The sequence below is a fragment of the Roseivivax sp. THAF197b genome, assembly GCF_009363255.1.
Classification (GTDB): Bacteria; Pseudomonadota; Alphaproteobacteria; order Rhodobacterales; family Rhodobacteraceae; genus Roseivivax.
Map to the genome: position 1 here is coordinate 2,803,278 of NZ_CP045318.1, position 26,426 is coordinate 2,829,703.

Sequence of the window (26,426 nt, forward strand, 5' to 3'; positions counted from 1 at the left end):
TTTACGCCTCGTCCCGGCCCCGCTCGGCCAGAAGGATCGCGATCGCATCGGCCATCGGCTTTGCCTGATGGCCGGGCGTCACACCGCCCACCGCGACCCGCGTTCCCAAAGACCAGTAAAGACCCGGCCGCCAGCGTCTCGCTTGCGGCCGGTGCATGTTCAGCACGAAGCCATTGGACGGCTTCATCGCGAAGGCGCCCCGCTCGACGCTGCGGATCTCCGAGATCTTCGCAATCTCCGTCCCTTCGCTGTCGACCAGCGCATCCCGCGTCAGCGTCAGGCTCAGCGCAGTGGCCCGGTACATCGCATGGGCCAGCATCATTGCCCCGGCCCCGAGCGCGATCAGCAGAAGCTGCCAGACCGGTGCAGGCGGCGTCGCGACCGTCACGTAAAGCAGCAAACCGCCCAGAAACACCAGGCTGACAATGCCGAACCAACGCCGAAAGGGGGAGGCTGAAAGCCGGGCGAGAACCTGATCGGACATGTATGCGCTTCCTTGTGCCAAGCCGTGTCGGCCTGCCAATAGAGCTTTGCCGGACCAATGGAAACAGCGCGCCCTTTCCCTCTCCGCGCCTGCGTGGCAACGTCGCGCACAGACCGCGCACCCGACCGGGCGGCGCATGGGGGACGTGCCGCCTTGCGGGACGCCGAAGGAAAGGACGCGACATGGCCATCACCACCTGCATCTTTGACGCCTACGGCACGCTGTTCGACGTGGCCGCCGCCGCCCGCACCGCCGCCGAGGAGCCGGGCCGCGATGCGCTGGCCGCGGTCTGGACCGATCTGGCCGAGGATTGGCGGCAGAAGCAGCTTCAATATACATGGCTGCGGGCCATCACCGGGGATCATTGCACCTTCTGGCAGGTCACCTGCGACGGGCTCGACTGGGCGATGGAGCGGCGGGGCCTCGACGGCGATCCCGAACTGCGCGAACGGCTTCTGGCGCTTTACTGGGAACTGGCACCGTTCCGCGAGGTACCGATGATGCTCGCCCGCCTGAAAGCCGCGGGCAAGACCTGCGCGATCCTGTCCAACGGCAGCCCGGACATGCTCGAAGGCGCCGTGGACAGCGCGGGCATCGGCGAATATCTCGACGCGGTCCTGTCGGTCGAGGATGTGGGCATCTTCAAGCCCGCCTCGAAGGTCTATGACATGGTCGAGGCGCGCTTCGGCTGCGCCCGGGACGAGGTGCTGTTCGTCTCGTCGAATGGCTGGGACGCGGCGGGGGCTGCAGGCTACGGCTTCAACACCGCCTGGGTGAACCGCAAGGGCGAACCGGTGGACCGCCTGCCTGCCAGGCCGCATCATGTCCTGACCGATCTGACCACCCTGCCGGAGCTTGCAAGCTGATGCCCACCTTCACCACCTCTGATGGATTGTCGCTGCATTACACCGATGAAAGCGAGGGCCTGCCGCTTCTCTGCCTCGCGGGGCTCACGCGGGACGTGCATGATTTCGACTACGTTGCCCCGCATCTCGCGGGCGAGCGTCTGATCCGGCTCGATTACCGCGGGCGCGGCAAATCCGATTGGGGCGATCCCGCCACCTACACGATCCCCGTCGAAGGGCGCGATGCGCTGGAGCTTCTGGACCATCTCGGCATCTCGCGGGCGGCCATTCTCGGCACGTCGCGCGGCGGGCTGATCGCGATGATGCTGGCGGCGACCGCGAAGGAGCGGCTTCTGGGCGTCGCGCTCAACGATATCGGGCCGGAGATTGCGGCAGAGGGGCTGCAGACGATCAGCGACTATCTGGGCCGCAACCCGGTCTGGAAGACCTATGACGAGGCCGCCAAGGTCATCGGTCAAAGGCTGGCAGGCTTTGCCAACGTGCCGCAGGAGCGCTGGGACAACGAGGTGCGCGTGCTGTTCCGCGAAGGCCCGGACGGGCTGACCATTCCCTATGATCCGAAGCTGCGCGAGGCGGTGCTCGAAAGCGGCGCGCAGCCCGCGCCCGACCTCTGGCCGCTCTTCGATGCGCTGGCGGGCCTGCCGCTTTGCGCGATACGCGGGGCCGGGTCGAACCTTCTGGCCGCGGAGACCTTCGCGGAGATGCAAAGACGGCGGCCCGACATGATCGCCGTGACCGTGCCGGATCGGGGGCATATCCCGTTTCTCGACGAGGCGGAGTCGCTCGATGCGCTCAATCGCTGGCTCGGGACGATGCGCTGATGGCCCGCGTGGATATCGCGCGCATCCGCGCCGCGGCCCGGCGCCTAGAAGGCCATGCGAGACGCACGCCGCTCCTGTCGTCGGCGTTTCTGGACGAGATCGCAGGGCGCCGCGTCTTCGTCAAACCGGAATGCCTGCAGCATACGGGCAGTTTCAAGTTCCGCGGCGCCTGGGCCGCTCTGTCCGCCCTCGCCGCGGAGGACCGCGCCGCGGGCGTCATCGCCTATTCCTCGGGCAACCATGCGCAGGGCGTCGCACTTGCCGCGCGGTCGCATGGCGCGCCGGCGGTGATCGTGATGCCCGCCGACGCGCCGCAGCTCAAGATCGCGAATACCCGGGCGCTTGGCGCCGAAGTGGTGCTGTACGATCGCGCAACCGAGGATCGGAACGCCATCGGCGAGGCCATCGCCGCAGACCGCGGCCTGACGCTGATCCGCCCCTTCGACGAGCCCGAGGTGATCGCGGGCCAGGGCACGACCGGGCTCGAGATTGCCGAGGATGCGCGGGCGCTCGGCATCGACGCGGCGGATGTGCTGGTCTGCTGCGGCGGCGGTGGCTTCACATCCGGCATCGCACTGGCGCTGGAAGCCGAAGCGCCGGACTTGCGCGTGCGCCCCGTGGAGCCCGAGGGCTTCGACGACGTGACCCGTTCGCTGATCTCCGGCCAGCGGGAGCAGAACGCCTCCAGCGCGGGCGGGCTCTGCGATGCCATCGTCACGCCCATGCCCGGTGAGATCACCTTTCCGATCATGCAACGGCTCTGCGGGCCGGGGATCGTGGTGTCGGAGAACGACGCGCTGCGCGCCATGGCGGCAGCCTTCCTGCGGCTGAAACTCGTCGCCGAACCGGGCGGAGCCGTGGCGCTGGCGGCGGCGCTGTATCACCCGGGGCAGCTTGAAGGCGATGCGGTGATCGTCACGATCTCGGGCGGGAACGTCGACCCTGCCGTGTTTACCTGCGCGCTCGAAACGGTGGCGGGTTAAGCGCCCCTGGCCACCGCGCGCTCCAGCGCCGGATAGCGGAGCGCCATCGTCAGCCCCCGGAACACGAAGGACGCCATCAGCGCGGCCCAGAGCCCGTGATTGCCGTAAGCCGGGATCAGGAGCGCCGCACAGGCGAAATAGCCCGCCGCCGAAATGGCCATCAGGTTGCGCATGTCGGCGGTGCGCGTCGCCCCGATATAGATCCCGTCGTACATGTATGAGGCAAGGCCCAGCACCGGCGCGATCACCATCCAGGGCAGATAGCGACGGGCCTCGGCCACGACCTCGGGCGCCTCGGCCATCAGATCGATCAGCGCGGCCCCGCCCAGCGCGAAACAGGCGGCGAGCGCCAGCGTGGCCACAGCCCCCCAGAGCGCCGACAGGATCGAGGCGCGGCGCAGCGTGGCCACGGCGCCCGCGCCTGCGGCCTGCCCCACCATCGCTTCGGCCGCGAAAGCGAACCCGTCGAGCGCATAGGCGGTGATGTAGAGAAATTGCAGCAGCACCTGGTTGGCCGCGAGCGTCACATCCCCCATGCCCGAGGCGAGAAACAGGAAGGAGACGAAGATCGATTGCAAGAGCGCCGAGCGGATCAGGATATCGCCATTGACCTGCGCCATCCGCTTGAGCTTCACCACGTCGAAGACCCGCGCCCAGTCGCGCCAGGCGGGCACCCGGAACGCGCCGCGGCAAAGCCAGAGGCCCAGGGCGAGACCCGTCCACTCGGCGATCACCGTCCCGAGGGCCGCGCCCCTGACGCCAAAGTCGAGCCCGAGGACCAGCCAGGCGGTCAGCGCCATGTTGAGAAGGTTCATGCTGACCTGAAGGACGAGCACCCCGCGGGTCCGCTCCGCCGCGATCAACCAGCCGGTGATGCCGTAGATCGCGATGGCGGCGGGCGCCGACCAGATCCGCAGGCCCATATAATCGCGGGCCAGCGCCTCGACCTCTGCGGAGGCAGGCGCGATGCGGAACGCGCCCGCAAAAAGCAGCGATTGCGCGAGGATCATCACCGTGCCCGCGGCAAAGCCGATCATCAGAACCCGCGTCAGAAGGGCCGCCACCTCGGCGCGATTGCCCGCCCCCGCCGCCTGCGCCGCAAGGCCCGTCGTGCCCATCCGCAGAAAGCCGAAGATCCAGTAGATCGCCTGCAGGATAATCGCGCCGAGGCCCACCGCGCCGATGGGGGCCGCTGCGCCGAGCTGCCCCACGACGCCCGTGTCGACAGCTCCCAGGATGGGGATCGTGGCGTTCGACAGAACGATGGGACCCGCAATCTTCAGGACGCGGGCGTGGGTGATGCTTTGGGGCGCGGGCGCGTCTGCGGCCTCAGCCATCGCGGCGGGGCATCAGGAAATGTGCGGTTGCCATGGCGATGGGCCTGTCGCGGTTGTCCTGCCACGCCTCCGCCATGACCGAGGAATAGCGCCGCCCAGAGCGGGTCACGCGCGCCCGCGCATAGGCATCCCGCGGCAGGCCCGAGCGCAGGTAATCCACGGTGAAATCGATGGTCTTGGGTAGGCGCGGCAGCTCGCCCCGCTCCAGCTCCTCGACCTCGATGGCCCCCGATTCCACATCCTCCCACAGCCATTGATAACTGAGCGTGATGATCGCCGTCATCTCGAGGAAGGCCGCCGTGACCCCGCCATGAATGGCGGGCAGGAACGGATTGCCGATGAGATCGTCCTTGAAGGGCAGGATGCCCGTCAGCTCATCCCCACGCCGGTCGAACCGGATGCCCAGCGTCTGGATATAGGGCACGCCGCCCGCAAGCGCGTGCAGCGCGGCATCCCGGCGCTGCTTGATCTGCTGGACAGGTTCGGGGGGGCGTCGCGCGGCCATCACTTGCCCTCCACGGTGAAGGCGCCGGTGGCGGTGGCCACGGGATTGTCCGCATCGCCATCGACGGCCGTGGCGCGCACGAAGGCCACGTTGCGGGTGATATGGGTGCAATGCGCCTCTGCGGTGATCGTGTCGCCGGGCTTGGCCGCGCGCATGTAATCGATGCGCAGATCGATCGTGGCCGTGCCGCCGGGGGCCGCGGGATGGCTCATCACGGCGGCGCCGCCGCAGGTATCCATCAGCGCCGAGACCGCGCCGCCATGGATCACGCCGGTTTGCGGATCACCTACGAGCCGCGCGTGGTAAGGCATGATGATGCGGGCATAGCCGTCGTCGATTTCCTCGATCTCCATGCCGAGCATCTGCGCATGCGGGATGCTGGCGATGAAGTGCCTGGCGATTTTCGCTTTGTCTGCAACCACGGGGCCCGGCCTTTCAAAATGGTCATTCTGCCTGCGTTATCGGGGTTCGCGCCGCCCGGAACAAGGCCCCTTGTCCCGCGTTGCTGTCTCGGACGGGGCGTGATGCACATCTTCGTGTCTGCGCCCGGGGTTCTGGTTTGCAGGGCCCCCGCCCCTCCCCTAAAGTGCGCGCGAGGAGATCCGTATGGCCGACACCCGTCTGACTTTCAAAGAAATGTGCGCCAAGTTCGACGTCACGCCGCGGACGCTGCGCTATTACGAATATATCGAGCTTCTCACGCCCGACCGCGAAGGCCGGTCGCGGTTCTACGGCCCGCGGGAAGTGGCGCGCATGACGCTGATCCTGCGGGGGCGGAAATTCGGCTTCCAGTTGGAAGACATTCGCCAGTGGCTGCTGATCTACGAGAAGGAAGGCACCGAGGCGCAGATGCGCACCTGGATCGAGATGGCCGACCGCCAGCTGGGCGAGTTGGCCGAACAGCGCGAGCAGCTCGATGAGGCCATGGCGGAGCTGAAGGGGCTGCGCGACGATACCGAAGCGGCGCTGAAGGGCTAAGACAGCCCCGCGCGGCACGCGGATCGCACCCCGAAGCCGATTGCAAAAATTACCCTGACCCTAGGTAAATATTGCCTGATCTTACGTCAGGCAAAAAGTGACGTGACGTACACATTACGTCAACGTCAAGCACTGTTGTAGGAATCGATCATCCACCCTTAATCCGCCGTATCCGAACCGGCAGAGATTGACGATGACATGACCGAAGACCGTACCATGACGATCCGCGAGATGTGTGACGCGTTCGATGTGACGCCCCGCACACTGCGCTTCTACGAGGCCAAGGAACTCCTCTACCCGATCCGTGAAGGGCAGAAACGGCTCTTTACCCGGCGCGACCGCGCGCGGCTCAAGCTGATCCTGCGCGGCAAGCGCTTCGGCTTCAGCCTCGAGGAAATCCGCCAGCTTCTGGACCTCTACGACATGGGCGATCAGCAGCGCACCCAGCTCGCCCGCACCTACGAGATCGCGCAGGACCGCCTGAACGACATGATCTCGCAGCGCGACGAGCTGAACGAGGCCATCGCCGAGCTCGAGGATCAGATGCGCTGGGGCGAAAAGATGCTGGCCTCCATGGGCCAGTCGAAAAAAGCCGCCGAATAACGCGTTCGGCAGACCAGAGACCGACAGACTACCGACAAGGGAGACATCTCATGCCTGTCTATTCCGCTCCGACCAAAGACATGATCTTCGTGCTCGACGAGGTCCTGAAGACCTCCGAGGCCGGCATCCCCGGCTACGAGGATCTCGACCGCGACACGCTGCAGGCCATCCTCGAGGAAGCAGGCAAGCTTGCCGAGAACGTGCTCGCGCCCCTGAACCGCGTCGGCGACGAGGAAGGCTGCACGCTGGAAAACGGCGTCGTGCGCACGCCCAAGGGCTTCAAGGACGCCTATGACCAGATGCGCGAAGGCGGCTGGATCGGGCTCGATTGCGACCCCGAATATGGCGGACAGGGCATGCCCTACCTCATCAACTCCGCCGTGGGCGAGATGTGGGTGTCCTCGAACATGGCCTTCAACATGTATCAGGGCCTGAGCCACGGCGCCTACAACGCCATCCACACCCATGGTTCGGACGAGCAGAAGGCGACCTATCTGCCGAAGATGGTCGAAGGGTCGTGGTCCGGCACCATGAACCTCACCGAGCCCCATTGCGGCACCGATCTGGGCCTCATCCGCACCAAGGCGGAACCGCAGGACGACGGCAGCTACGCGATCACCGGCCAGAAGATCTGGATCTCGGCGGGCGAGCATGACCTGACGGACAACATCATCCACCTCGTGCTGGCCAAGATCCCCGGCGGCCCCGAGGGCGTGAAGGGCATCTCGCTCTTCATCGTGCCGAAGTTCCTGGTGAACGAGGATGGCAGCCTTGGTGATCGCAATTCGCTTTCCTGTGGTGGCCTCGAAGAGAAGATGGGCATCCACGGCAACGCCACCTGCGTCATGAACTATGACGGTGCGAAGGGCTTCTTGATCGGTGAGATGCACAAGGGCATGCGCGCGATGTTCACCATGATGAACGAAGCGCGTCTCGGCGTGGGCCTGCAGGGTTACGCGCAGGGCGCCGTGGCCTACCAGAACGCGCTCGCCTTCGCGCAGGACCGTCTGCAGGGCCGTGCCGTCACCGGCGTCGAGGCGCCCGACAAGCCCGCCGATCCGATCATCGTGCACCCCGATGTGCGCCGGAACTTGTTGCACCAGAAAAGCTTCGTCGAGGGCGCGCGCGCCTTCACCTTTTGGGGCGCTTTGCTGATCGACCGCGCGCATCGCAACGACGATGCCGCCGCCGAAGGCCTGATCTCGCTCCTGACGCCGGTGCTGAAGGGCTTCCTGACCGACAAGGGCTTCGAGACCACGGTCCTGGCGCAGCAGACGCTCGGCGGCTCGGGCTTCACCAAGGAATGGGGTCTTGAGCAGTTCGTCCGCGACGCGCGCATCACCATGATCTACGAAGGCACGAACGGCATCCAGTCGCTCGACCTCGTGGGTCGGAAGCTGGGCCAGGATGGCGGCAAGCACGTCATGGCGTTCTTCGAGATGGTCAAGGACTTCATCAAGGAAAACAAGGGCCAGGACGAGGCGTTCGATCGGGACTTCATCGAGCCCCTGAAGAAGGCGTCGAAGGACCTGCAGCAGGCGGGCATGTACTTCATGCAGAACGGCATGAAGAACCCCAACAACGCACTGTCGGGCTCCTATGACTTCATGCACCTCTTCGGCCATGTCTGCCTTGGCCTGATGTGGGCACGCATGGGTCTCGCGGCCAAGACGGCGCTCGCGGAAGGCGCCTCCGACGAGGCCTTCTACAAGACCAAGATCGCCACGGGCCGCTACTACATGGCGCGCCAGCTGCCCGCGACCGCGACCCACCTCGCCCGGATCGAATCCGGCGCCGAGACGGTCATGGAACTGGACGCGGCGAACTTCTGAGGCGACGGTGGGCGGAAACGCCCACCGCATTCACCTGCCCGGAGGACCCGATGCCGAAACGCTTCCGCCTGACCCGCCGCTTCCCCGTCGCCATGACGGAGGACGGCTACCGCAGGCTGAAGCGGTTCGCCTCCGAGGCGGGGCTCGACGAAGGCGAAGCCCTGAGCTTCCTATTCGAGAATTTCGACAGCATCACCGACGACGAGGCGCTGCCCCACCGGCTGCGCCTTTTCAATGCGGAGCTCGACGCCCGCAAGCGCTGACCATCTGACCTTTGGGAGGAGGAATGATGACCATGACCCCCGATCACAGCCCCGCGCGGACCGCCAAGACGCGGAACGGAGCGGCGACATGACCATTCAGCTTCACTGCTTCGGCGAGAGCGGCAATGCCTACAAGGCGGCCCTCGCCCTCGAACTTTCCGGCCTCGACTGGGAGCCGGTCTTCGTCGATTTCTTCGGCGGCGCGACCCGCAGCGAGGATTACCGCCGCGACCTGAACCCGATGGGCGAGGCCCCCGTGATGGTGGACGGCGACGTCAAGCTGACCCAATCGGGCGTGATCCAGATGTATGTGACCGAAAAGACCGGCAAGTTCGGCGGTGCGACGCCAAACCAGGCCCGTGAGGTCATGCGCTGGGTGTTCTGGGACAATCACAAGCTGTCATCCCAGGCGGGCATGACGCGGTTCCTGATGAACTTCCTGCCCGAGGAGAAGCGCCCGCAGCCGGTGATCGACTTCATGCAAGGCAGGCTCAAGGCCGCCTATGCGACGCTCGATGCGCATCTTTCGGGGCGCGACTGGATCGTGGGCGACGGCGTCACCAATGCCGATCTGAGCTGCTGCGGCTATCTCTACTACCCCGAACCCTTCGGCTTCGACCGCAAGGATTGGCCCAATATCGACGCCTGGCTCACGCGCCTGTCGCAGCAGCCCGGCTGGAAGTCGCCATATGAATTGATGCCCGGCAGCCCTGCCGACCGGGTGTGATCCGATCCGCCCCTGACGTCGCGACGTTTACGTAAACCGCCGTCACGTCACTCTTGAAGACATCCCCCCTGCCCCTCCACATCAGGGGCAAGATCCGAAAAAGTTTGTCAAAGGACGACCCATGACCGACGCTTATATCTATGACGCGATCCGCACACCGCGTGGCAAAGGCCGCAAGGACGGCGCCCTGCACGAGGTGACCTCTGCCCGCCTGTCGGCGCAGGTGCTGAACAACCTCAAGGAGCGCAACAACCTCGAAGGCCATGCGGTCGAGGACGTGATCTGGGGCAACGTCACGCAAGTGGGCGAACAGGGCGGCTGCCTGGCGCGCACCGCCGTTCTGGCGTCGGATCTCGACGAGTCGATCCCGGGCCTTGCGATCAACCGCTTCTGCGCCTCCGGCATGGAAGCGGTGAACCTCGCGGCAAACCAGGTCCGTGGCGGCGCAGGCGAGGCCTATATCGCGGGCGGCGTCGAGATGATGGGCCGCGTGGCGATGGGTTCGGACGGGGCGGCCATCGCCGTCGATCCCTCCATCGCGATGGAAAGCTATTTCGTGCCGCAGGGCATTTCTGCCGATATCATCGCCACCGAATACGGCTTCTCGCGCGACGATGCCGATGCCTTCGCGGTCGAAAGCCAGAAACGTGCTGCGGCGGCTTGGGAAGACGGCCGGTTCGCCAAGTCCATCGTGACCGTGCGCGACCAGAATGGCCTGCCGATCCTCGACCATGACGAATACATGCGCCCCGGCACCGACATGCAGTCGCTGGGCGGGCTCAAGGCATCGTTCAAGGATATGGGCGAGATGATGCCGGGCTTCGACAAGGTGGCGCTCCTGAAGTACCCCCATCTCGAGAAGATCAACCACATCCACCACGCGGGCAATTCATCCGGCATCGTGGACGGGGCTGCGGGCGTTCTGATCGCGTCCAAGGAATGGGGTGAGAAGCACGGCCTGAAGCCCCGCGCGCGCATCCGCGCCACCGCGAAGATCGGCACCGATCCGACCATCATGCTGACGGGTCCCGTCCCGGTGACCGAGAAGATCCTCAAGGATCACGGCATGGAGATTGGCGATATCGACCTCTTCGAGGTGAACGAGGCGTTCTCGTCCGTGGTGCTGCGCTTCATGCAGGCCTTCGATGTAGACCACTCCAAGCTGAACGTGAACGGCGGCTCCATCGCCATGGGCCACCCGCTGGGGGCCACCGGCGCGATCATCATCGGCACGCTGCTCGATGAGCTGGAGCGTTCGGACAAGGAAACCGGCCTCGCCACGCTTTGCATCGCATCCGGAATGGGTGCGGCCACGATCATCGAGCGCGTGTAAGCGCGGCCCGACAGGAGACCTGAGATATGACCGATTTCACGATGGACAAAGGCGCCGACGGCGTCGCTCTCATCACCTGGGACTGCCCGGGCAAGACCATGAACGTGCTTTCCATCGATGCCGCCCTGCATCTCGAAAGCCTGATCGACGACGCGCTCGCGGATGATGCCGTGAAGGGCATCGTCATCACCTCCGGCAAGGACAGCTTCGCCGCGGGCATGGACCTGAACGTCATCGCCGCGATGAAGGCCGAGGCCGGGGACAATGCCGCCGAGGGCCTCTTCAACGGCATCATGTCGCTGCACAAGGCGCTGCGAAAGATCGAACTGGCGGGCATGGACCCCAAGACCCAGAAGGGTGGCAAGCCCATCGCGGCGGCCCTGCCCGGCACCGCGCTTGGCATCGGGCTCGAGCTTCCGCTGGCGTGTCACCGCATCTTCGTTACGCCCGATCCCAAGGCCAAGATCGGCCTGCCCGAGATCATGGTCGGCATCTTCCCGGGCGCCGGCGGCACCACGCGCCTCGTGCGCAAGATGGGCGCGATGGCGGCCTCGCCCTTCCTGCTGGAAGGCAAGCTTTCCGATCCGATGAAGGCCAAGGCCGCAGGTCTCGTGGACGAAGTCGTGGCCGATCCGGTCGCGGCGGCGAAGGAATGGGTTCTGCAGGCGGGCGATGCGGATATCGTGAAACCCTGGGACGCCAAGGGCTACAAGATGCCCGGCGGCGCGCCCTATCATCCCGCGGGCTTCATGACCTTCGTCGGCGCCTCCGCGATGGTGCACGGCAAGACCAAGGGCGTCTATCCGGCGGCCAAGGCGCTGCTGTCGGCGGTCTATGAAGGCGCGCTCGTGCCCTTCGACACCGCGCTCAAGATCGAGGCGCGCTGGTTCACCAACGTGCTGATGAACCCGTCGTCGTCCGCGATGATCCGGTCGCTCTTCATCAACAAGGGCGCGCTCGAGAAGGGGGCTGTCCGGCCTGAGGGCGTCGACGACCAGTCGGTGAAGAAAGTGGGCGTCTTGGGTGCCGGCATGATGGGTGCGGGCATTTCCCTCGTCTCGGCCATGGCCGGGATCGAGGTCGTGCTGATCGACCAGAAGCAGGAGGCCGCGGACAAGGGCAAGGCCTATACCGAGGCCTATCTCGATCAGGGCATCAAGAAGAAGAAGGTCGACGAGGCCAAGAAGGAAAAGGTTCTGGGCTTGATCAATGCGACCACGGATTACGCCGCCCTTGAGGGCTGTGATCTGATCATCGAGGCCGTCTTCGAGGACCCGAAGATCAAGGCCGAAGTGACCGCGAAGGTCGAAGCGGTGATCGGGGAAGACTGCATCTTTGCCACCAACACCTCCACCCTGCCGATCTCGGACCTCGCGAAGGCCTCGAAGCGGCCTGAGCAGTTCATCGGCATCCACTTCTTCTCGCCCGTCGAGAAGATGATGCTGGTGGAGATCATCAAGGGCAAGGAAACCGGCGACCGCGCGGTGGCCAAGTCGCTCGATTACGTGCGCCAGATCCGCAAGACGCCCATCGTGGTGAACGACGCGCGCTTCTTCTACGCCAATCGCTGCATCATTCCCTACATCAACGAAGGCATCCGCATGGTGTCCGAGGGCGTAGCACCCGCGCTTATCGAGAATGCCGCGAAGATGGTGGGGATGCCCTTGGGGCCGCTGCAGCTGGTGGACGAGACCTCCATCGATCTCGGCGCCAAGATCGCACGCGCGACGAAGGCCGCCATGGGCGACGAGTACCCCGATGAGGCGGTGGACGAGGTCATCTTCTGGATGGAAGGCGAAGGGCGTCTGGGTCGAAAGGCAAACGCGGGCTTCTACGCCTATGACGAGAAGGGCAAACGCCAGGGCTTCTGGGACGGCCTCGCCGCCAAGTACCCGGTGGTCGAAGACCAGCCCGAGCTGGCCGATGTGCAGCACCGGCTTCTCTTCGCGCAGGCGCTGGAAGCGGTGCGTGCGCTGGAGGACGGAGTTCTGATGGACATCCGCGAAGGCGATGTGGGCGCGATCCTGGGCTGGGGCTTTGCGCCCTGGTCGGGCGGCCCGCTCTCCTGGCTCGACATCCTGGGCGCGCCTTACGCGGCAGAGCGCTGCGATCAGCTGACCGAAGCCTTCGGTGATCGCTTTGCCTGCCCCGCGCTGCTGCGCGAGATGGCGGAGAAGAACCAGAGCTTCTACGGACGCTTCGCCCCGGCGGCGGAGGCGGCCTAAACCGCGTGATCTGAATGTGCAGCCTTTGGCTGCGCATGTCTGGCCCGGTGATCCCTTGGATCACCGGGCTGTTTTTTGCGTTTTATCGGAAAGGTGAAGCGCAAGTGGAGCGCCTGCCATGGAGAGGGCGGCGCGGGCCCCGGCTGCGGGGTCCGCTATGAGGCAAAGGACGTCACGCGGATCAGAAGAGGCTGCCTTGTTCGGGCGGTTTCGCCTTTGGTTTCGATTTCGGGGCCGTGCCGCCAAGGCGCAGCGTCCCGTCCTGGAACTCGATCTCGAGCCCGCTTGCGGCTTCTGCGGCGGCCTTGGTCGTCGTCACCTGGCCGTCTCCGCGCACAACCGCGTAGCCGCGCGCGAGCGTCGCCTTGTAGCTCAGCGTCTCGTTGAGCCGCGCCACCGCGTCGAGCCGGTCGCGCTCCGTCCTGAGGCGCGTCTTTTGCGTGGTCTCAAGCTGGGCGGTGAGCGCGTCGAGGCGGGTGCGCGCCTCCGACACGCGAGCCGCGATGGGATCGATCCTGAGCCGGTCCGTGCGGCGGCCCAGCGCCTCGCGCTTTGTCGTGGTCAAGCGCGCCAAGGCCGGATCGAGCCGCGCGCCCCAGCTCTCCAGCATGCGCCGCGCCTCGGCACTGCGCGCGCGCAGGCTCGACGGGCGCAGCGCGCCAGCCGTCTCGGACAATGTCACGCGCCGCGTCTGCACCCCGCGTATGAGCGCGGCAGGCAGCCGGTCCGAGGCCGTATCAAGCCGCTGGCGCGCCGTCTCCAGAAGGGTCTCGGGGCGCGGCAGAGCCCGGGCCAGATCGCCCACACGCTGCGCCCTGAGTTCCAGCCGCTGACTCACCGCCCGGCTGAGGCGCGCCTGCATCTCGTCCGACCAGACCAGAAGATCGCGCCGCACCGGCACCGCCATCTCGGCCGCCGCCGTGGGTGTGGGCGCGCGCCGGTCAGCGGCGAAATCGATGAGCGTCGTGTCCGTCTCGTGCCCCACGGCCGAAATGAGCGGGATGTCGGACGCCGCCGCCGCGCGCACCACCGCTTCCTCGTTGAAGCCCCACAGATCCTCGACCGAGCCGCCGCCCCGCGCCACGATCAGAACATCGGGCCGGGGCAGCGCGCCGCCGGGTGTGAGCGCGTTGAAGCCCTGGATCGCACGCGCCACCTCGGGCGCACAGGCCTGGCCCTGCACCGCCACCGGCCAGATCAGCACCTTGCGCGGAAACCGGTCGCGCAGCCGGTGCAGGATGTCGCGGATCACGGCACCCGAGGGCGAAGTCACAACGCCGATCACCTCGGGCAGGAAGGGAATGGGCTGCTTTCGCCCCTCGTCGAAGAGCCCCTCGCCCGCGAGCATCTTGCGCCGCTTCTCCAGCATCGCCATCAGCGCGCCCATGCCTGCAGGTCGGATCTCCTCGATCACCACCTGGTACTTCGACTGGCCCGGGAAGGTCGTCAGACGACCGATGGCGATCACCTCCATGCCTTCCTCGGGCTGGGTGTCCTGGCGCGCGGCGACCCCTTTCCACATCACGCCCGAAATGACCGAGCGGTCGTCCTTGAGATCGAGATAGACATGCCCCGAGCGCGGCCGCGAGACGCGCCCGACCTCGCCCCGGATGCGCACATGGCCGAACTCGCCCTCGATGACGCGCTTCACCGCGCCCGAGATCTCCGAGACGGTGAATTCGGGTGTGTTGCCGGTCTCGTCGCCCTCGATCAGATCCATCGCCTGCCTCGCTTGTGTCTTGCCCGGCACGATCCTAGAACGCGGGGCAGCGCGGGACAATCGGAAGGGCCGGATCGTGAACATCCTTATCTTGGGCGGCGGCGGACGCGAGCATGCGCTGGCCTGGGCCGTGATGCAGAACCCCAAATGCGACAAGCTGATCGTGGCGCCGGGCAATGCCGGAATCGCCGAGATCGCCACCTGCGCCACGCTCGACATCGAGGATGGCGGCGCGGTGTGCGAATTTGCGGGCGAGAACGCGATCGATCTCGTGATCATCGGACCCGAAGCGCCCCTGGCCGCGGGCGTCGCGGATGCCCTGCGCGAGGCGCGCATTCCGGTCTTCGGGCCAGGCCGGGCAGCAGCGGAACTCGAGGCGTCGAAAGCGTTCACCAAGGCCATCTGCGATTCCTGCGGAGCCCCAACCGCCGCCTATGCGCATTTCAGCGACCATGACGCCGCGCGTGCCTACGTTCAGGCGCAAACCCTGCCCATCGTGATCAAGGCGGACGGCCTGGCCGCAGGCAAGGGGGTGGTGATTGCAGAGACCCTGCCCGAGGCCGAAGCCGCCCTTGATGACATGTTCGGCGGGGCCTTTGGGGAGGCGGGCGCCGAAGTCGTGATCGAGGAATTCATGCAGGGCGAGGAAGCCTCCTTCTTCGTGCTGGTCGATGGCACGGATGTGCTGCCCATCGGCACGGCGCAGGACCACAAGCGCGTCGGCGAAGGCGATACCGGCCCCAATACGGGCGGGATGGGCGCCTATTCCCCGGCCCCGATCATGACCCCCGACGTGACCGAAGCCGCGCTTGAGCGGATCATCCGCCCCACGGTGGCGGAAATGGCCCGTCGCGGCACGCCCTATCATGGCGTGCTATATGCCGGCCTGATGATCTCGGACGGCCAGCCGCGATTGGTCGAATACAATGTCCGCTTCGGCGATCCCGAAACGCAGGTCCTGATGATGCGGCTCGGCGCGCAGGCGCTCGATGTCATGCAGGCCTGTGCGGAGGGCCGCCTGTCCGATCACGATGTGACCTGGGCCGACGATCACGCGATGACGGTGGTCCTCGCGGCGAAAGGCTATCCCGGCGCCTACACGAAAGGCACGGCCATCGGCGGGCTCGAAGCCCTGCCCGAGGACAGCTTCCACATGACCTTTCATGCGGGCACCGCAAGGAAGGACGGGAAAACCGTGGCATCAGGCGGCCGCGTCCTGAACGCGACAGCCCGCGGCGCGACCCTGTCGGAGGCGCGGGACCGTGCCTATGCGCTTGTCGACGCGATCGATTGGGAAGACGGGTTCTGCCGCCGCGATATCGGCTGGCGCGCGCTTGCAGACAGCGACGGCTAAGGCGCGGCGCGGCGTCCTTCCGACGCTTTAGCGGACCCCGCATTCAGGCCCCGCCCTGCTTTTCATCAAAAGCGCCCCCTCTTGCGCTTCACCTTTCCGGAAACACGCGCAGGGGTTTGGGGGCAAAAAGCCCCCAACTGCCTGATGATCGGAACGATCAGCGGGCCAGACATGCGCAAGGCCCCAAGGGGCCTTGCACCGCTGGATCAGAGGGTCAGGATCGTAGAGCCTGTGGTCTTTCGCGCCTCGAGCGTCCGATGCGCATCCGCCACATCCTCGAGCGCGAAGCGTTGATCGATGCGGATCTTCACCGCGCCGCTTTCCACCTTGTCGAAGAGCATGGCCGCCATCTCCTGGCAGGTTGCGTGATCGGCGATATGCGTGAAGAGCGTCGGGCGTGTGATCTTGAGCGAACCCTTGGGGCCCAGCTCGCCGATATTGAACGGCGGGACCGGACCCGAGGCATTGCCGAAGGAGATCATCATGCCCAAGGGGCGCAGCGAGTTCAGAGAGCCTTCGAACGTGTCGGCGCCCACCGCATCCATGACCACATGCACACCCTTGCCGTCCGTCAGCTCCTGCACCTTGGCCGCCCAGTCGCCATCGCGGTAATTGATGCAGGCATCCGCGCCGTGATCGAGCGCAAGCTGGCACTTTTCATCCGTGCCCGCCGTGCCGATCAGGCGGATGCCCTCGGACTTGGCCCATTGGCAGGCGATGAGGCCCACGCCGCCTGCCGCCGCGTGAAAGAGCACGGTGTCGCCTTTCGCAATCGGGGTGGTGCGATGAAACAGGTATTGCGTGGTCAGCCCCTGCAACATCATCGCGGCACCGGTGTCGAAATCGATGCCGTCGGGCAGCTTGCAGACCTGTGCCGCGGGCATGACGCGCGCTTCGCAATAGGCGCCCGGCGGCTGTGCTGCATAGGCCGCGCGGTCGCCCTCTTTCAGATGCGTCACACCCTCGCCCACCGCCTCGATCACGCCTGCGGCTTCCATGCCCAGCGCCTGCGGCAGCTGCATCGGGTAGAGCCCGGTGCGCTGATAGACATCGATGAAGTTGAGGCCCGCCGCCTCGTGTCGGATCCGCACCTCGCCCGGACCGGGATCGCCCACCTCGCGGTCCACGACCTTGAAGACCTCGGGGCCCCCATGTTCCTCGATGATCACTGTCCGCGCCATGTCACGTCTCCCCTTTGTCTTTCAGAATTTCGATCCCGACCGCCTGTTCGGAAAAGGCCAGGAACCTGTATGCGCCGTCAGGTAGCACCTCCTGCAGCGCTTTCCATTCGTGATGTCGCCAGCCCGGATAGCCGTAAAGCTCGTCGAACAACAAGACGGTCCCGCGCACGAGCCGCGGACGCAGCGCCTCCAGCACGAAGCGCGTGGGCGTGTAGGTGTCGAGATCGAGATGCGCGAAGAGGATCGGGGCGCTCCCCTGATCCGCAAGCCAGCCCGGCACGGTGTCCTGCACCCAGCCCTTCACCAGCCGAACATTGGCGGCCACTTCCGGCAATTGACCACGCAGCGTGAAGCGCCCCGCTTGCCCGCCCTTGGCGTGACCGGTCCAGTCCTCTTCCAGCCCCTCGAAACTGTCGAAGCCCCAGATGATGGCGTCCGGCAATTGCTTGGCAAAGAGGTTCACGCCGTGCCCGCGCCAGACGCCGAACTCGGCGAAAAGCCCGTCCGCGCCACGCCGCGCCACGGCCTGTGCGAGGCAATATTTCCGGATTTGCCGCTTTTCGGAAAACAGCATCGCGCCCGACATGGCCTCGCGGAAGGTCTCGAAACTGTCCTGCACGGACCACTCGACCAGAAGATCGAGCGGGCTCCGCTGCGGCCCCTCCTCGCCCATGTCAGCCGCCGACCTTCAGGACGATCTTCCCGATATGACCCGAGCCCTCCATCCGCGCATGGGCCGCTACGGCCTCCGCCAGCGGAAACTCCGAATCCATCACCGGTCCGATCCGGCCTGCGTCGAGAAGCGGCCAGACCTCGCGGCTGAGCGCCTCTGCGATCCGCGCCTTGGCGAGATCCGATTGCGGGCGCAGGGTCGAGCCCGTGATCGTCAGCCGCCGGGTCATGACCTGCGCGAAGTTCATCTCGACCTTGGGGCCTCCCAGAAAGGCGATCTGCACAAGCCGACCGTCATCCGCGAGCGCCTTGATGTTGCGCGGGATGTAATCGCCGCCGACCATGTCGAGGATCAGATCCGCGCCGCCCTCCGCGCGCAGCACTTGCACGAAATCCTCTTCGCGATAATTGATCGCGCGCTCGGCCCCGAGATCGAGACAGGCCTGGCACTTGTCGGCAGAGCCTGCGGTGGCAAAGACCCGCGCGCCCATCTGGCGGGCAAGCTGAATGGCCGTGGTGCCGATGCCGGACGATCCGCCATGAACGAGGAAGCGTTCCCCGCCCTGGAGGTTGCCGCGCTGGAACACGTTCGACCAGACGGTGAAATATGTCTCCGGCAGGCAGGCCGCTTCCTTCAACCCGAGCCCTTCAGGCACGGGCAGGCAATGCGCGGCCTGCGTCACGGCATATTCGGCATATCCGCCGCCGGGCAGAAGCGCACAGACCTGATCGCCCAAGGCCACGCCCTCGGCGCCCGGGCCCATCGCCACGACCTCGCCCGAGGCCTCGAGTCCTGGCAGGTCGGACGCATCGGGCGGCGGGTCATACATGCCCGCACGCTGCAACGCATCGGGCCGGTTCACCCCGGCATAGGCGATCTTCAGAAGCACCTGACCATGGCCCGGCTCGGGCCGGGGCCGCGTGACCGGGGTCAGGACCTCTGGGCCGCCGGCCTTTGCGATCTCAACCGCGCGCATCGTCTCTGTCATCGTCATCTCCCGTCGGTGTCGGCCGACCTTGGCCTTTGCCCGCGCCGGAGACAAGCCGCCCATCCGGCGATTGCCCTTGGCCGCGCATCCGCTAGAACGGCAAGCATGATGATGATGCTTTCCTTCGCGGCGAACCTCGCAATTGGCCTTCTGGCACTTTGGGGCCTGTGGCGCGGCGTGCCGGACATGCGCGGTGCGCTTGGCCCGGACAGCCCGTCGCGGCGGCTCCTGGCGGCGATCCTCGCCACGCTGGTCTGCGCCTCGATCGCAGGGCTCGGACGGCCCGACAAGGCCGCTGAAATCGCCCATACGCTTTTCCCGCTGCAGATCCTCGCGACGCTGATCGCGCTGCCGCTACTGGGCCTCAAGGCGCGGGCCGCGCAGATCGCGGGCGCATTGGCCCTTCTTCACCTCGTGACGATGGTGACGCTTTACAGCTGAGCGTCGCTCTCGCGCTGGCCCGGCACGTCGTCCCGACGCTTCGGCGCCTTGATCGCGGAGGCCAGCTGCGCAGGCCCCGCCATCAGCTTCGACAGAAGCGGATTGTCGCGGAAGACCGATTTGGCCTTCTCGATCTGCATCACGTCGTTGATCCGCCGGTCGAGGAATTCCCAGGTCGCCTGGTTGTCGATCGAATCGTCGCCCAGCCAGAAGAGCACGGTGGCCGAATAAACACCCGAGAGCGTCGCGCGCTTCGTATACCAGTTCAGATCGTCGGAATTGTCGCCAAGCGCGGTCCAGATCGCATCCGCGGTGCCCCAGATCGCGCGCGCCCCGTCCGGCGCATAGGGCGGCAGCGAGAAGAGCGTGGTGCCCCGGCGCACTGCCTCGCGATCCTCCGCAACCTCGATCCGGGTGCGCACGGCAAAGGCCACCCTGTCGCGGAAGCGGATGTTCGACAGGTCCGCTTCCTTCAGCTTTTCCACCATTTGCGCGTCGCCCCGGCGGTGAAAGGCCAGCGCCAGATCGACCGCGCCGCGCGGGAAGAGCGCCTTGGCAACGGTCGGCGAGACATCGGCGTCGGCAATCGCCGCGCGAAAGGTGGTCTCCGTCCAGCCATCGAACGGCACATGCATCAATGCCGCGTCGATCAGTTTTTCGGTCGGATCGTCTTGCAGATTGTCTTGCATGATCGGGGCCTCCGGGGCTGGTTCGGTGTCCTATGGACAAGATAGGAGCGCTTTGCTATACGGCCACCTCCTGCAAATATTGCAACTCAATCTAGGAAGGTGGTGACAACCACATGCAGGTTAGTGTTCGCGACAACAACGTCGATCAGGCGCTTCGTGCCCTGAAAAAGAAGCTGCAGCGCGAGGGCGTGTTCCGTGAAATGAAGCTTCGGCAGCATTTCGAGAAACCGTCCGAGAAGAAAGCGCGCGAGAAGGCTGAAGCGATCCGCCGTGCGCGCAAGCTGGCGCGCAAGAAGGCGCAGCGCGAAGGCATGATGTAAGCTTTTGGACACTTGGCAGCGCAAGCTGCCGGTTCAGACGACCCCCGTCGGTAAAACCGGTCGGGGGTTTGTCGTTTTTGAGGCCTGGCATTTGGGCACGCCGTGCTCCGCAAAGGGGTTTGCGCGTGTGGGACCCCGTGATCGGATCGCCGCGTGCCGCGGCGACCCGCTGGAGGCTCTGCCTCCAGACCTCCGGAGGTATTTATGGTCCGGTCGAGACAGGGGCGCGGTGCGACGTCCTCAGCGTGCGTGCTCGAGGATCATGTCGGAGGCCTTCTCGGCGATCATCACCGTGGGCGCGTTGGTGTTGCCCGAGGTGATCGTCGGCATCACGCTCGCATCCACGACGCGCAAACCGCCGATCCCGCGGAGCCGCAGCGCGCCATCCACAGGGGCCGCGTCATCGCTGCCCATGCGTACCGTGCCCACCGGGTGGAAGATCGTCGTGCCGATATCGCCTGCCGCGCGCGCGAGCTCCGCGTCGGTCTCGAAGCCCGTGCCCGGTTTCATCTCCTCGGGCGCGTAGTGCGCAAGCGCAGGCTGCGCCATGATCCGGCGGGTGAGCCGGATCGCGTCGGCAGCCACGCGGCGGTCCCCCTCGGTCGAGAGGTAATTCGGCGCGATATCTGGAGAGGCGCGGAAATCCGGCGAGGTCAGCCGCACCGCGCCCCGGCTTTCGGGCCTGAGATTGCAGACGCTCGCGGTCATGGCGGGAAAATCGTGCAAGGGCTCCCCGAAGGCTCCGAGCGACAGGGGTTGCACGTGATATTCCAGATCCGGCGTTGCGAGATCCGGTCGGGACTTGGCAAATGCGCCCAACTGCGAAGGCGCCATCGACATCGGCCCCGAGCGGGTCAGCGCGTATTCCAGCCCGATCCGGGCCTTGCCCAGCAGCGTGCTGGCCAGCGTGTTCAGCGTCTTGGCGCCGGTCAGCCGCCAGGAACAGCGGATCTGCAGATGGTCCTGCAGATTGCCACCGATCGCCGGGATATCGCGCAGCACGTCGATGCCGTGATCCGCCAGATGCGCCGCAGGCCCCAGCCCAGAGAGTTGCAGGATATGCGGCGAGCCGATGGCACCGGCGCATAGGATGACCTCGGCCCGCGCCGTCGCGGTGCAGTCTGTGCCGTTCTGCTCGAAGACAACGCCGGTCGCGCGGCCCTCCTCGATCACCAGCCGCTTGACCTGCGCGTCCGTTTCCACCCGGAGCCGCCCCTCGGGCGCGCCTTTCAGGAAGGCCTTGGCCATGGAGACCCGCCAGCCGCGCTTCTGGCTCACGCGGAAATAGCCGACGCCCTCGTTGTTGCCGGTGTTGAAATCGGCCACTTTCGGGATGCCTGCCTCGGCCGCGGCCTCCATCCAATCGTCGAGCACGGTCCAGGACAGGCGCTGGTTCTCGATCCGCCAGGGCCCGCCTGCACCGTGATGTTCGCTTTCGCCGTCGACGTAATCCTCGCTGCGTTTGAAATAGGGCAGCACGTCGTCCCAGCCCCAGCCGGCAAGGCCCATCTGGCGCCAGCCGTCATAATCGGCCGCCTGCCCGCGCAGATAGAGCATGCCGTTGATCGCCGAGCAGCCGCCCAGGATGCGCCCCCGCGGATAGAGGAGCGCGCGGCCGTTCAGGCCCGGCTCTTCCCGGGTCTTGAACATCCAGTCGGTGCGCGGATTGCCGATGCAATAAAGGTATCCCATCGGGATATGCACCCAGTGATAATTGTCGCGCCCGCCCGCTTCCAGAAGCGTCACCCGGTGGCCTGCATCCGCCAGCCTGCGCGCCACGACACAGCCCGCACTCCCGGCCCCGACGACCACGTAATCCGTTTCAATCCGCATAACGATCCTCCCGGCATAGAGATGTGCCGGATCGGCGCGTGGCGAACAAGGCAGGCAGACAGAAAAACGCCCCGCCCGGTGGACCAGACGGGGCGCTAGAGGGTGCTTTTGCCTTGGGCGTTACTCGGCGGGTGCCGCCTGGGCCGAGGGTGGAGGCGTCGGATCCGCGCCGTAAAGCTCACCCGGCAATTCGTTCGGCATGGCGTGATCCGCCTCGTCGTCGTTCCGGTACTGCTTGTTGTGCCGGTAGACGATCAGGGGATCCCAGCGCAGCGCCTTCACGAGTCCGATCAGGATCAGGAAGACGATGATCGCGAAGGGAAAGCCCGCAACGACTGCCGCGGCTTGCAAAGCGGACAGGCCGCCTGCCAGCAGGAGCACCGAGGCCACGGCACCTTCGGAGATCGCCCAGAAGATCCGCTGCACCTTGGGCGGGTTGGGATCGCCGCCCGCGGTCAGCATGTCGATCACGAAGGAGCCCGAGTCCGACGAGGTGACGAACCACAGCACGATCAGGACGATCGCGAAGCCCGAGGTCAGTTCGGCCATCGGGAAATAGTCCAGGAGCACGAACATCGCGTCGCCATAGGAGTTGCGTGTGGCTTCGACCAGCGCGGGATCGCCCGAAAGCGAGATCGACAACGCGGTGCCGCCGAAGGCGCAGAACCAGAAGAACATGATCGAGGCCGGGATCAACATGACCCCCACGAGGAACTCCCGGATCGTGCGCCCGCGGCTGATGCGCGCCACGAAGACGCCGACGAAGGGCGCCCAACTGACCCACCAGGCCCAGTAGAAGATGGTCCAGCCATTTTGCCAAGTGCCGCCATCGGTCCAGGCCTCCGACCAGGTGCCCCAGAACACGAGATCGCGCACGTAAGCGCCGTAGCTCTGCACGAATGTGTCGAAGATGAAGAGCGTGGGCCCGACGATTACCATGAAGACCAGAAACAGAAGGCTCAGCAGGATGTTGATCGACGACAGCCGCTTGATGCCGCCATCAAGACCCGCCACCACCGAGATCGTCGCCATCGCGGTGATGAAGGCGATGACGAGAATCTGCACCGTGACGCTCTGCTCGATCCCGAAGACCGTGCCGAGGCCGGAATTGATCTGCATCGCGCCAAGCCCAAGCGAGGTGACGATGCCGAACATCGTGCCGAAGACCGCAAGGATGTCGACAACATCACCCCAGAACCCGAAGATCTTGTCGCCCAGAAGCGGATAGAGCGCCGAGCGGATCGTCAGCGGCAGGCCCTTGCGGAAGTGGAAATAGGCAAGGCTCAACGCGACGATGGCGTAGATGGCCCAAGCGTGAAATCCCCAATGCAGGAAGGAGATGGTCATTGCCTGCTTGGCTGCTTCCTCCGTCTCGGGATCACCGAAAGGCGGCGCTAAATAATGATAGATCGGCTCTGCCGCGCCCCAGTAGATGAGGCCGATGCCGATACCTGCCGAGAACAGCATCGCAACCCATGAGAACAGGTCATAGGCAGGCTCTTCGGTCATGCGCCCGAGGCGGATGTCGCCGAAGCGCCCGAAGGCCAGGTAGAGGACGGCGATCAGCAGGATGTTGACCAGCGCGATCATCGCCCAGCCCAGATTGCCCGCGAGCCAGCTTTGCATCGCGGAGAAAATCGCGCCCGCCGTCTCGTTGAAGGCCGCGCCGAAGATGATGAAGCCCAGGATCAGTATGGCGGAGACGGAAAATACCCGCTTGTTGACCTTGGGGAAAAACAAAAGCGGCTCCTGCCGCATCTTGTCCATGTGGTCGCTCATTGCGCACTCTCCCTGTATCTGTTGGCCAAGGCCGGTTGATCCGGCCCGCTCGCTCAAACGCTGTGCGCCCTGCCCGCGTGATCTGCGGTGCGAGAGGCGTCGCGCCCGGCGATGGCAACTTTGACTGTGGCTTAGCTGTTCAAACGCCTGCGCGGTTGCAGGGTTCCGAAAAAACTTACAGCGGCATCGCCGTGGTCTGCGAGACGGTGCGCAGCGAGAAGGAGGAATGCATCTGCGCCACGCCCGGCAGACGGGTCAGGTAGCGGCGGTGGATACGGGCGAAATCCTCCGTGTCCTCGGCCACCACCTTCAGCAGGTAATCCGCCGTGCCGGCCATCAGATGGCATTCCAGCACGTTCGGGATCCGCCGCACCGCCGTCTCGAAACTGTCGAGGATGTCGTCCGATTGCCGCGACAGGGTGATCTCCACGAAGATTGTCGCAGGCAGGCCCAGGGTTCGGGGATCGAGCAGGGCCACGTATTTGTCCACGATGCCCTCCTGCTCCAGTCGCGCGACGCGGCGGTGACATGCCGAAGGGGACAGCCCCGCCTCCTCGGCCAGATCCGCATTCGAGATGCGCCCGCGCTTCTGGAGGATGCCGAGAAGGCGACGATCTATCGTATCGATGGACATCTTTCGAAAAATCTCCCTCCCAATTGGCTTTCAGCGGTGGATCATTGCGTAAGCCCGCCGGTTTTTCCAGAGATTCGACGCAGACATTTCCGGGAAAGCGCGCGACAGTCGGGAAAAGCACCAAGGAGGATGAGATGAAGATCGGTTGTCCCACGGAAATCAAGGCGCAGGAATTTCGCGTCGGCATCACGCCCGAAGCCGCCGCCGAAGCGGTCGCGCATGGCCACGAGGTCCTGATCCAGGCGGGCGCGGGCGACGGCGCGGGCTTTACGGACGACGATTACACCGCACAGGGCGCGCGCATCCTGCCCGACGCGCAAAGCGTCTTCGCCGAGGCGGACATGATCGTGAAGGTGAAGGAGCCGCAGGCCTCCGAGCGCAAGATGCTGCGGAAAGGCCAGATCCTTTTCACCTATCTGCACCTCGCGCCCGACCCGGAGCAGACGCATGACCTGATCGCCTCGGGGGCGACCTGCATCGCCTATGAGACGGTCACGGATGATCGGGGCGGCCTGCCGCTCCTCGCGCCGATGTCCGAGGTAGCGGGTCGCCTTGCGCCTCAGATGGGCGCCTGGACGCTGCAGAAGGCCAATGGCGGACGCGGCGTGCTGATGGGCGGCGTGCCGGGCGTCTTTCCCGCCCGCGTCGTCGTGATCGGCGGCGGCATCGTCGGCACCAACGCGGCGCGCGTGGCCGCGGGCATGGGCGCCGATGTGGCCGTGCTCGACCGTTCGATCGCGCGCCTGCGCCATCTCGACGAGGTCTATACCGGCACGTTCAAGACCGTCTATGCGAGCCGCGCCGCCACGGCGGAGCTGGTGGCCGAGGCCGACATGGTGATCGGCGCGGTTCTGGTCCCCGGGGCCGCCGCCCCGAAACTCGTCAGCCGCGACCAGCTTTCGGGCATGAAGCCCGGTGCCGCGCTGGTGGACGTGGCCATCGACCAGGGCGGTTGTTTCGAGACCTCAAAGGCGACCACGCACCAGGACCCGATCTACGAGGTGGACGGCATCATGCATTACTGCGTGGCCAACATGCCCGGCGCCGTTGCGCGCTCCTCGACCCTGGCGCTTGGCAATGCGACCATGCCCTACATGCTGGCACTGGCCGACAAGGGCTGGCGGCAGGCCTGCGCGGACGATCCGAACCTCCTCAACGGGCTCAACGTGCATGACGGCAAATTGACCTATTATGCCGTGGGCCGCGCGCTCGGCATCGATGTCACATCACCGCAGGTGATCCTGAAGGAGGGCGCTTGACGCCTCGCGCCAAATCGCTCAGGCGGGGGATATGCCCCGCCTGACGATCCTTCCCAACGTGCTCAGCGATCGCGGATCGAAATACGCGGTCGCGGGCGGGCCTGCCGCCAGCCGCGCCGAAGCCGAGGCGCTGGTGACCGAGCTCAAGCGCCGCAAGAAATTCGCCAAGGCCACGCATAATACCTGGGCCGCCCTCCTGCCCGACGGCCCGGTGAAACAGGATGATGGCGAAGGCGGCGCGGGCATGGTCATCCTGAACTGCCTCGAAGGCGCAGGCATCGAAAACCATGTGGTCATCGTCACCCGCTGGTTCGGCGGCACGCATCTGGGTGGCGACCGCTTCCGCCATGTGAAGACCGCGACCCAGACCTATCTCGATCACATCGCGCTCGGCTGATCCGCGCCTGCCGCGCACCCGTCTCGCCCCGGCCCCGCTCATCATCCCTGCGTCCCACGCCGCGAATGGATGCGCCGCCCCTGTCACGACCGGACCAGAAATACCTCTCGGGGGAGCGCGAGGGGGCAGACAGCCCCCTCGCCTTTCTAAGCGCGCCATTTCTCAAGCGAAATGGCGGTGGGGCAGACAGCCCCCTCGCTT

General features: G+C 65.8%; 27 protein-coding genes. 15 read left to right on the forward strand and 12 right to left on the reverse strand.

Annotated elements, in window-relative coordinates; genetic code table 11:
- Position 1: 1 nt before the first annotated feature.
- A complete protein-coding gene (locus FIV09_RS13430) occupies positions 2-484 on the reverse strand; it encodes a hypothetical protein (RefSeq protein ID WP_152450566.1) in 483 nt (160 codons plus the stop codon).
- Positions 485-666: 182 nt separating this feature from the next.
- Between FIV09_RS13430 and FIV09_RS13435 the strand changes: the two genes are divergently transcribed.
- The 3 genes from FIV09_RS13435 to FIV09_RS13445 are packed head-to-tail and all read left to right on the forward strand — an operon-like array spanning position 667 to position 3,154.
- Positions 667-1,350, forward strand: a complete 684-nt coding sequence (locus tag FIV09_RS13435) for a haloacid dehalogenase type II (protein WP_152450568.1) — start codon at positions 667-669, stop codon at positions 1,348-1,350.
- A complete protein-coding gene (locus FIV09_RS13440) occupies positions 1,350-2,171 on the forward strand; it encodes an alpha/beta fold hydrolase (RefSeq protein ID WP_152450570.1) in 822 nt (273 codons plus the stop codon). Before FIV09_RS13435 ends, FIV09_RS13440 begins: the two co-directional genes overlap by 1 nt.
- Positions 2,171-3,154 (forward strand): threonine/serine dehydratase, encoded by a 984-nt coding sequence (locus FIV09_RS13445; protein ID WP_152450573.1) that lies wholly within the window; start codon positions 2,171-2,173, stop codon positions 3,152-3,154. The genes FIV09_RS13440 and FIV09_RS13445 overlap by 1 nt, the downstream gene beginning before the upstream one ends.
- Here the strand turns inward: FIV09_RS13445 and FIV09_RS13450 are convergent.
- Genes FIV09_RS13450 through FIV09_RS13460 form a run of 3 tightly spaced genes read right to left on the reverse strand, consistent with a single transcriptional unit; the run spans position 3,151 to position 5,358 of the window.
- A complete protein-coding gene (locus FIV09_RS13450; RefSeq protein ID WP_152450575.1) occupies positions 3,151-4,491 on the reverse strand; it encodes an MATE family efflux transporter in 1,341 nt (446 codons plus the stop codon). The two genes, FIV09_RS13445 and FIV09_RS13450, sit on opposite strands and share 4 nt — an antisense overlap.
- Positions 4,484-4,996, reverse strand: a complete 513-nt coding sequence (locus tag FIV09_RS13455) for a PaaI family thioesterase (protein ID WP_152450577.1) — start codon at positions 4,994-4,996, stop codon at positions 4,484-4,486. The genes FIV09_RS13450 and FIV09_RS13455 overlap by 8 nt, the downstream gene beginning before the upstream one ends.
- Positions 4,996-5,358, reverse strand: a complete 363-nt coding sequence (locus FIV09_RS13460; protein WP_152452595.1) for a PaaI family thioesterase — start codon at positions 5,356-5,358, stop codon at positions 4,996-4,998. Before FIV09_RS13460 ends, FIV09_RS13455 begins: the two co-directional genes overlap by 1 nt.
- Before the next feature lie 244 nt (positions 5,359-5,602).
- Between FIV09_RS13460 and FIV09_RS13465 the strand changes: the two genes are divergently transcribed.
- The 7 genes from FIV09_RS13465 to FIV09_RS13495 all read left to right on the forward strand — a co-directional run bounded on the left by FIV09_RS13465 (position 5,603) and on the right by FIV09_RS13495 (position 12,957).
- Positions 5,603-5,974, forward strand: coding sequence for a MerR family DNA-binding transcriptional regulator (locus tag FIV09_RS13465; RefSeq protein WP_152450579.1), 372 nt, complete (start codon positions 5,603-5,605; stop codon positions 5,972-5,974).
- A gap of 198 nt (positions 5,975-6,172) precedes the next feature.
- Complete coding sequence (locus FIV09_RS13470) at positions 6,173-6,577, forward strand: MerR family DNA-binding transcriptional regulator (protein ID WP_152450581.1); 405 nt, start codon at positions 6,173-6,175, stop codon at positions 6,575-6,577.
- A gap of 50 nt (positions 6,578-6,627) precedes the next feature.
- A complete protein-coding gene (locus FIV09_RS13475; protein ID WP_152450583.1) occupies positions 6,628-8,409 on the forward strand; it encodes an acyl-CoA dehydrogenase C-terminal domain-containing protein in 1,782 nt (593 codons plus the stop codon).
- A 50-nt stretch (positions 8,410-8,459) separates the two neighbouring features.
- A complete protein-coding gene (locus FIV09_RS13480) occupies positions 8,460-8,672 on the forward strand; it encodes a hypothetical protein (RefSeq protein WP_076449979.1) in 213 nt (70 codons plus the stop codon).
- 88 nt (positions 8,673-8,760) lie between these two features.
- Complete coding sequence (locus tag FIV09_RS13485; RefSeq protein WP_152450585.1) at positions 8,761-9,399, forward strand: glutathione S-transferase family protein; 639 nt, start codon at positions 8,761-8,763, stop codon at positions 9,397-9,399.
- 121 nt (positions 9,400-9,520) lie between these two features.
- Complete coding sequence (locus FIV09_RS13490; RefSeq protein ID WP_152450587.1) at positions 9,521-10,732, forward strand: acetyl-CoA C-acetyltransferase; 1,212 nt, start codon at positions 9,521-9,523, stop codon at positions 10,730-10,732.
- Between the two features lie 26 nt (positions 10,733-10,758).
- Positions 10,759-12,957 carry a 3-hydroxyacyl-CoA dehydrogenase NAD-binding domain-containing protein gene (locus FIV09_RS13495; protein WP_152450589.1) on the forward strand — a complete coding sequence of 733 codons (2,199 nt, stop codon included), beginning with the start codon at positions 10,759-10,761 and terminating at the stop codon, positions 12,955-12,957.
- Between the two features lie 181 nt (positions 12,958-13,138).
- Here the strand turns inward: FIV09_RS13495 and xseA are convergent, their stop codons facing one another.
- A complete protein-coding gene (xseA, locus tag FIV09_RS13500) occupies positions 13,139-14,677 on the reverse strand; it encodes an exodeoxyribonuclease VII large subunit (RefSeq protein WP_152450591.1) in 1,539 nt (512 codons plus the stop codon).
- A gap of 76 nt (positions 14,678-14,753) precedes the next feature.
- On the opposite strand from xseA, the gene purD reads away from it, so the two are divergent.
- Positions 14,754-16,031: a phosphoribosylamine--glycine ligase gene (gene purD / locus FIV09_RS13505; RefSeq protein ID WP_152452597.1), complete on the forward strand. Its 1,278-nt coding sequence runs from the start codon at positions 14,754-14,756 to the stop codon at positions 16,029-16,031.
- 206 nt (positions 16,032-16,237) lie between these two features.
- Here the strand turns inward: purD and FIV09_RS13510 are convergent, their stop codons facing one another.
- From FIV09_RS13510 to FIV09_RS13520, 3 genes are read right to left on the reverse strand one after another with little or no spacing between them, the layout of a single operon-like run.
- Positions 16,238-17,212, reverse strand: a complete 975-nt coding sequence (locus FIV09_RS13510; RefSeq protein ID WP_152450593.1) for a quinone oxidoreductase — start codon at positions 17,210-17,212, stop codon at positions 16,238-16,240.
- Position 17,213: 1 nt separating this feature from the next.
- Positions 17,214-17,885: a TylF/MycF/NovP-related O-methyltransferase gene (locus tag FIV09_RS13515; protein ID WP_152450595.1), complete on the reverse strand. Its 672-nt coding sequence runs from the start codon at positions 17,883-17,885 to the stop codon at positions 17,214-17,216.
- A gap of 1 nt (position 17,886) precedes the next feature.
- Positions 17,887-18,873, reverse strand: coding sequence for an NAD(P)H-quinone oxidoreductase (locus tag FIV09_RS13520; RefSeq protein WP_152450597.1), 987 nt, complete (start codon positions 18,871-18,873; stop codon positions 17,887-17,889).
- Positions 18,874-18,978: 105 nt separating this feature from the next.
- Between FIV09_RS13520 and FIV09_RS13525 the strand changes: the two genes are divergently transcribed.
- Positions 18,979-19,314 (forward strand): hypothetical protein, encoded by a 336-nt coding sequence (locus FIV09_RS13525; RefSeq protein WP_152450599.1) that lies wholly within the window; start codon positions 18,979-18,981, stop codon positions 19,312-19,314.
- Here FIV09_RS13525 and FIV09_RS13530 read toward each other — a convergent pair.
- Positions 19,305-20,003: a COQ9 family protein gene (locus FIV09_RS13530; RefSeq protein WP_152450601.1), complete on the reverse strand. Its 699-nt coding sequence runs from the start codon at positions 20,001-20,003 to the stop codon at positions 19,305-19,307. The genes FIV09_RS13525 and FIV09_RS13530 overlap by 10 nt on opposite strands.
- A 113-nt stretch (positions 20,004-20,116) precedes the next feature.
- Between FIV09_RS13530 and rpsU the strand changes: the two genes are divergently transcribed.
- Positions 20,117-20,323: a 30S ribosomal protein S21 gene (rpsU, locus tag FIV09_RS13535; RefSeq protein WP_049641104.1), complete on the forward strand. Its 207-nt coding sequence runs from the start codon at positions 20,117-20,119 to the stop codon at positions 20,321-20,323.
- A 240-nt stretch (positions 20,324-20,563) separates the two neighbouring features.
- On the opposite strand, the gene FIV09_RS13540 is transcribed toward rpsU, so the two are convergent.
- The 3 genes from FIV09_RS13540 to FIV09_RS13550 all read right to left on the reverse strand — a co-directional run bounded on the left by FIV09_RS13540 (position 20,564) and on the right by FIV09_RS13550 (position 24,569).
- Positions 20,564-22,156 carry a GMC family oxidoreductase gene (locus FIV09_RS13540; RefSeq protein ID WP_172975731.1) on the reverse strand — a complete coding sequence of 531 codons (1,593 nt, stop codon included), beginning with the start codon at positions 22,154-22,156 and terminating at the stop codon, positions 20,564-20,566.
- Between the two features lie 120 nt (positions 22,157-22,276).
- Positions 22,277-23,935 (reverse strand): BCCT family transporter, encoded by a 1,659-nt coding sequence (locus FIV09_RS13545; RefSeq protein WP_254702231.1) that lies wholly within the window; start codon positions 23,933-23,935, stop codon positions 22,277-22,279.
- A gap of 175 nt (positions 23,936-24,110) precedes the next feature.
- Positions 24,111-24,569, reverse strand: coding sequence for an Lrp/AsnC family transcriptional regulator (locus tag FIV09_RS13550; protein ID WP_152450604.1), 459 nt, complete (start codon positions 24,567-24,569; stop codon positions 24,111-24,113).
- Positions 24,570-24,703: 134 nt separating this feature from the next.
- On the opposite strand from FIV09_RS13550, the gene ald reads away from it, so the two are divergent.
- Together ald and FIV09_RS13560 are read left to right on the forward strand one after the other, a co-directional pair.
- Positions 24,704-25,828: an alanine dehydrogenase gene (ald, locus tag FIV09_RS13555; protein ID WP_152450606.1), complete on the forward strand. Its 1,125-nt coding sequence runs from the start codon at positions 24,704-24,706 to the stop codon at positions 25,826-25,828.
- Positions 25,829-25,868: 40 nt separating this feature from the next.
- The gene (locus FIV09_RS13560) at positions 25,869-26,225 is read left to right on the forward strand and encodes a YigZ family protein (RefSeq protein WP_152452603.1); all 357 of its coding nucleotides are present in this window, start codon (positions 25,869-25,871) and stop codon (positions 26,223-26,225) included.
- Positions 26,226-26,426: the final 201 nt, after the last annotated feature.

Bases quoted from the DNA above. Each gene is read 5' to 3' on its own strand.
- FIV09_RS13430 (WP_152450566.1), bottom strand. From the start codon at position 484: ATGTCCGATCAGGTTCTCGCCCGGCTTTCAGCCTCCCCCTTTCGGCGT.
- FIV09_RS13435 (WP_152450568.1), top strand. From the start codon at position 667: ATGGCCATCACCACCTGCATCTTTGACGCCTACGGCACGCTGTTCGAC.
- FIV09_RS13440 (WP_152450570.1), top strand. From the start codon at position 1,350: ATGCCCACCTTCACCACCTCTGATGGATTGTCGCTGCATTACACCGAT.
- FIV09_RS13445 (WP_152450573.1), top strand. From the start codon at position 2,171: ATGGCCCGCGTGGATATCGCGCGCATCCGCGCCGCGGCCCGGCGCCTA.
- FIV09_RS13450 (WP_152450575.1), bottom strand. From the start codon at position 4,491: ATGGCTGAGGCCGCAGACGCGCCCGCGCCCCAAAGCATCACCCACGCC.
- FIV09_RS13455 (WP_152450577.1), bottom strand. From the start codon at position 4,996: ATGGCCGCGCGACGCCCCCCCGAACCTGTCCAGCAGATCAAGCAGCGC.
- FIV09_RS13460 (WP_152452595.1), bottom strand. From the start codon at position 5,358: ATGCTCGGCATGGAGATCGAGGAAATCGACGACGGCTATGCCCGCATC.
- FIV09_RS13465 (WP_152450579.1), top strand. From the start codon at position 5,603: ATGGCCGACACCCGTCTGACTTTCAAAGAAATGTGCGCCAAGTTCGAC.
- FIV09_RS13470 (WP_152450581.1), top strand. From the start codon at position 6,173: ATGACCGAAGACCGTACCATGACGATCCGCGAGATGTGTGACGCGTTC.
- FIV09_RS13475 (WP_152450583.1), top strand. From the start codon at position 6,628: ATGCCTGTCTATTCCGCTCCGACCAAAGACATGATCTTCGTGCTCGAC.
- FIV09_RS13480 (WP_076449979.1), top strand. From the start codon at position 8,460: ATGCCGAAACGCTTCCGCCTGACCCGCCGCTTCCCCGTCGCCATGACG.
- FIV09_RS13485 (WP_152450585.1), top strand. From the start codon at position 8,761: ATGACCATTCAGCTTCACTGCTTCGGCGAGAGCGGCAATGCCTACAAG.
- FIV09_RS13490 (WP_152450587.1), top strand. From the start codon at position 9,521: ATGACCGACGCTTATATCTATGACGCGATCCGCACACCGCGTGGCAAA.
- FIV09_RS13495 (WP_152450589.1), top strand. From the start codon at position 10,759: ATGACCGATTTCACGATGGACAAAGGCGCCGACGGCGTCGCTCTCATC.
- xseA (WP_152450591.1), bottom strand. From the start codon at position 14,677: ATGGATCTGATCGAGGGCGACGAGACCGGCAACACACCCGAATTCACC.
- FIV09_RS13510 (WP_152450593.1), bottom strand. From the start codon at position 17,212: ATGGCGCGGACAGTGATCATCGAGGAACATGGGGGCCCCGAGGTCTTC.
- FIV09_RS13515 (WP_152450595.1), bottom strand. From the start codon at position 17,885: ATGGGCGAGGAGGGGCCGCAGCGGAGCCCGCTCGATCTTCTGGTCGAG.
- FIV09_RS13520 (WP_152450597.1), bottom strand. From the start codon at position 18,873: ATGACAGAGACGATGCGCGCGGTTGAGATCGCAAAGGCCGGCGGCCCA.
- FIV09_RS13525 (WP_152450599.1), top strand. From the start codon at position 18,979: ATGATGATGATGCTTTCCTTCGCGGCGAACCTCGCAATTGGCCTTCTG.
- FIV09_RS13530 (WP_152450601.1), bottom strand. From the start codon at position 20,003: ATGCAAGACAATCTGCAAGACGATCCGACCGAAAAACTGATCGACGCG.
- rpsU (WP_049641104.1), top strand. From the start codon at position 20,117: ATGCAGGTTAGTGTTCGCGACAACAACGTCGATCAGGCGCTTCGTGCC.
- FIV09_RS13540 (WP_172975731.1), bottom strand. From the start codon at position 22,156: ATGCGGATTGAAACGGATTACGTGGTCGTCGGGGCCGGGAGTGCGGGC.
- FIV09_RS13545 (WP_254702231.1), bottom strand. From the start codon at position 23,935: ATGAGCGACCACATGGACAAGATGCGGCAGGAGCCGCTTTTGTTTTTC.
- FIV09_RS13550 (WP_152450604.1), bottom strand. From the start codon at position 24,569: ATGTCCATCGATACGATAGATCGTCGCCTTCTCGGCATCCTCCAGAAG.
- ald (WP_152450606.1), top strand. From the start codon at position 24,704: ATGAAGATCGGTTGTCCCACGGAAATCAAGGCGCAGGAATTTCGCGTC.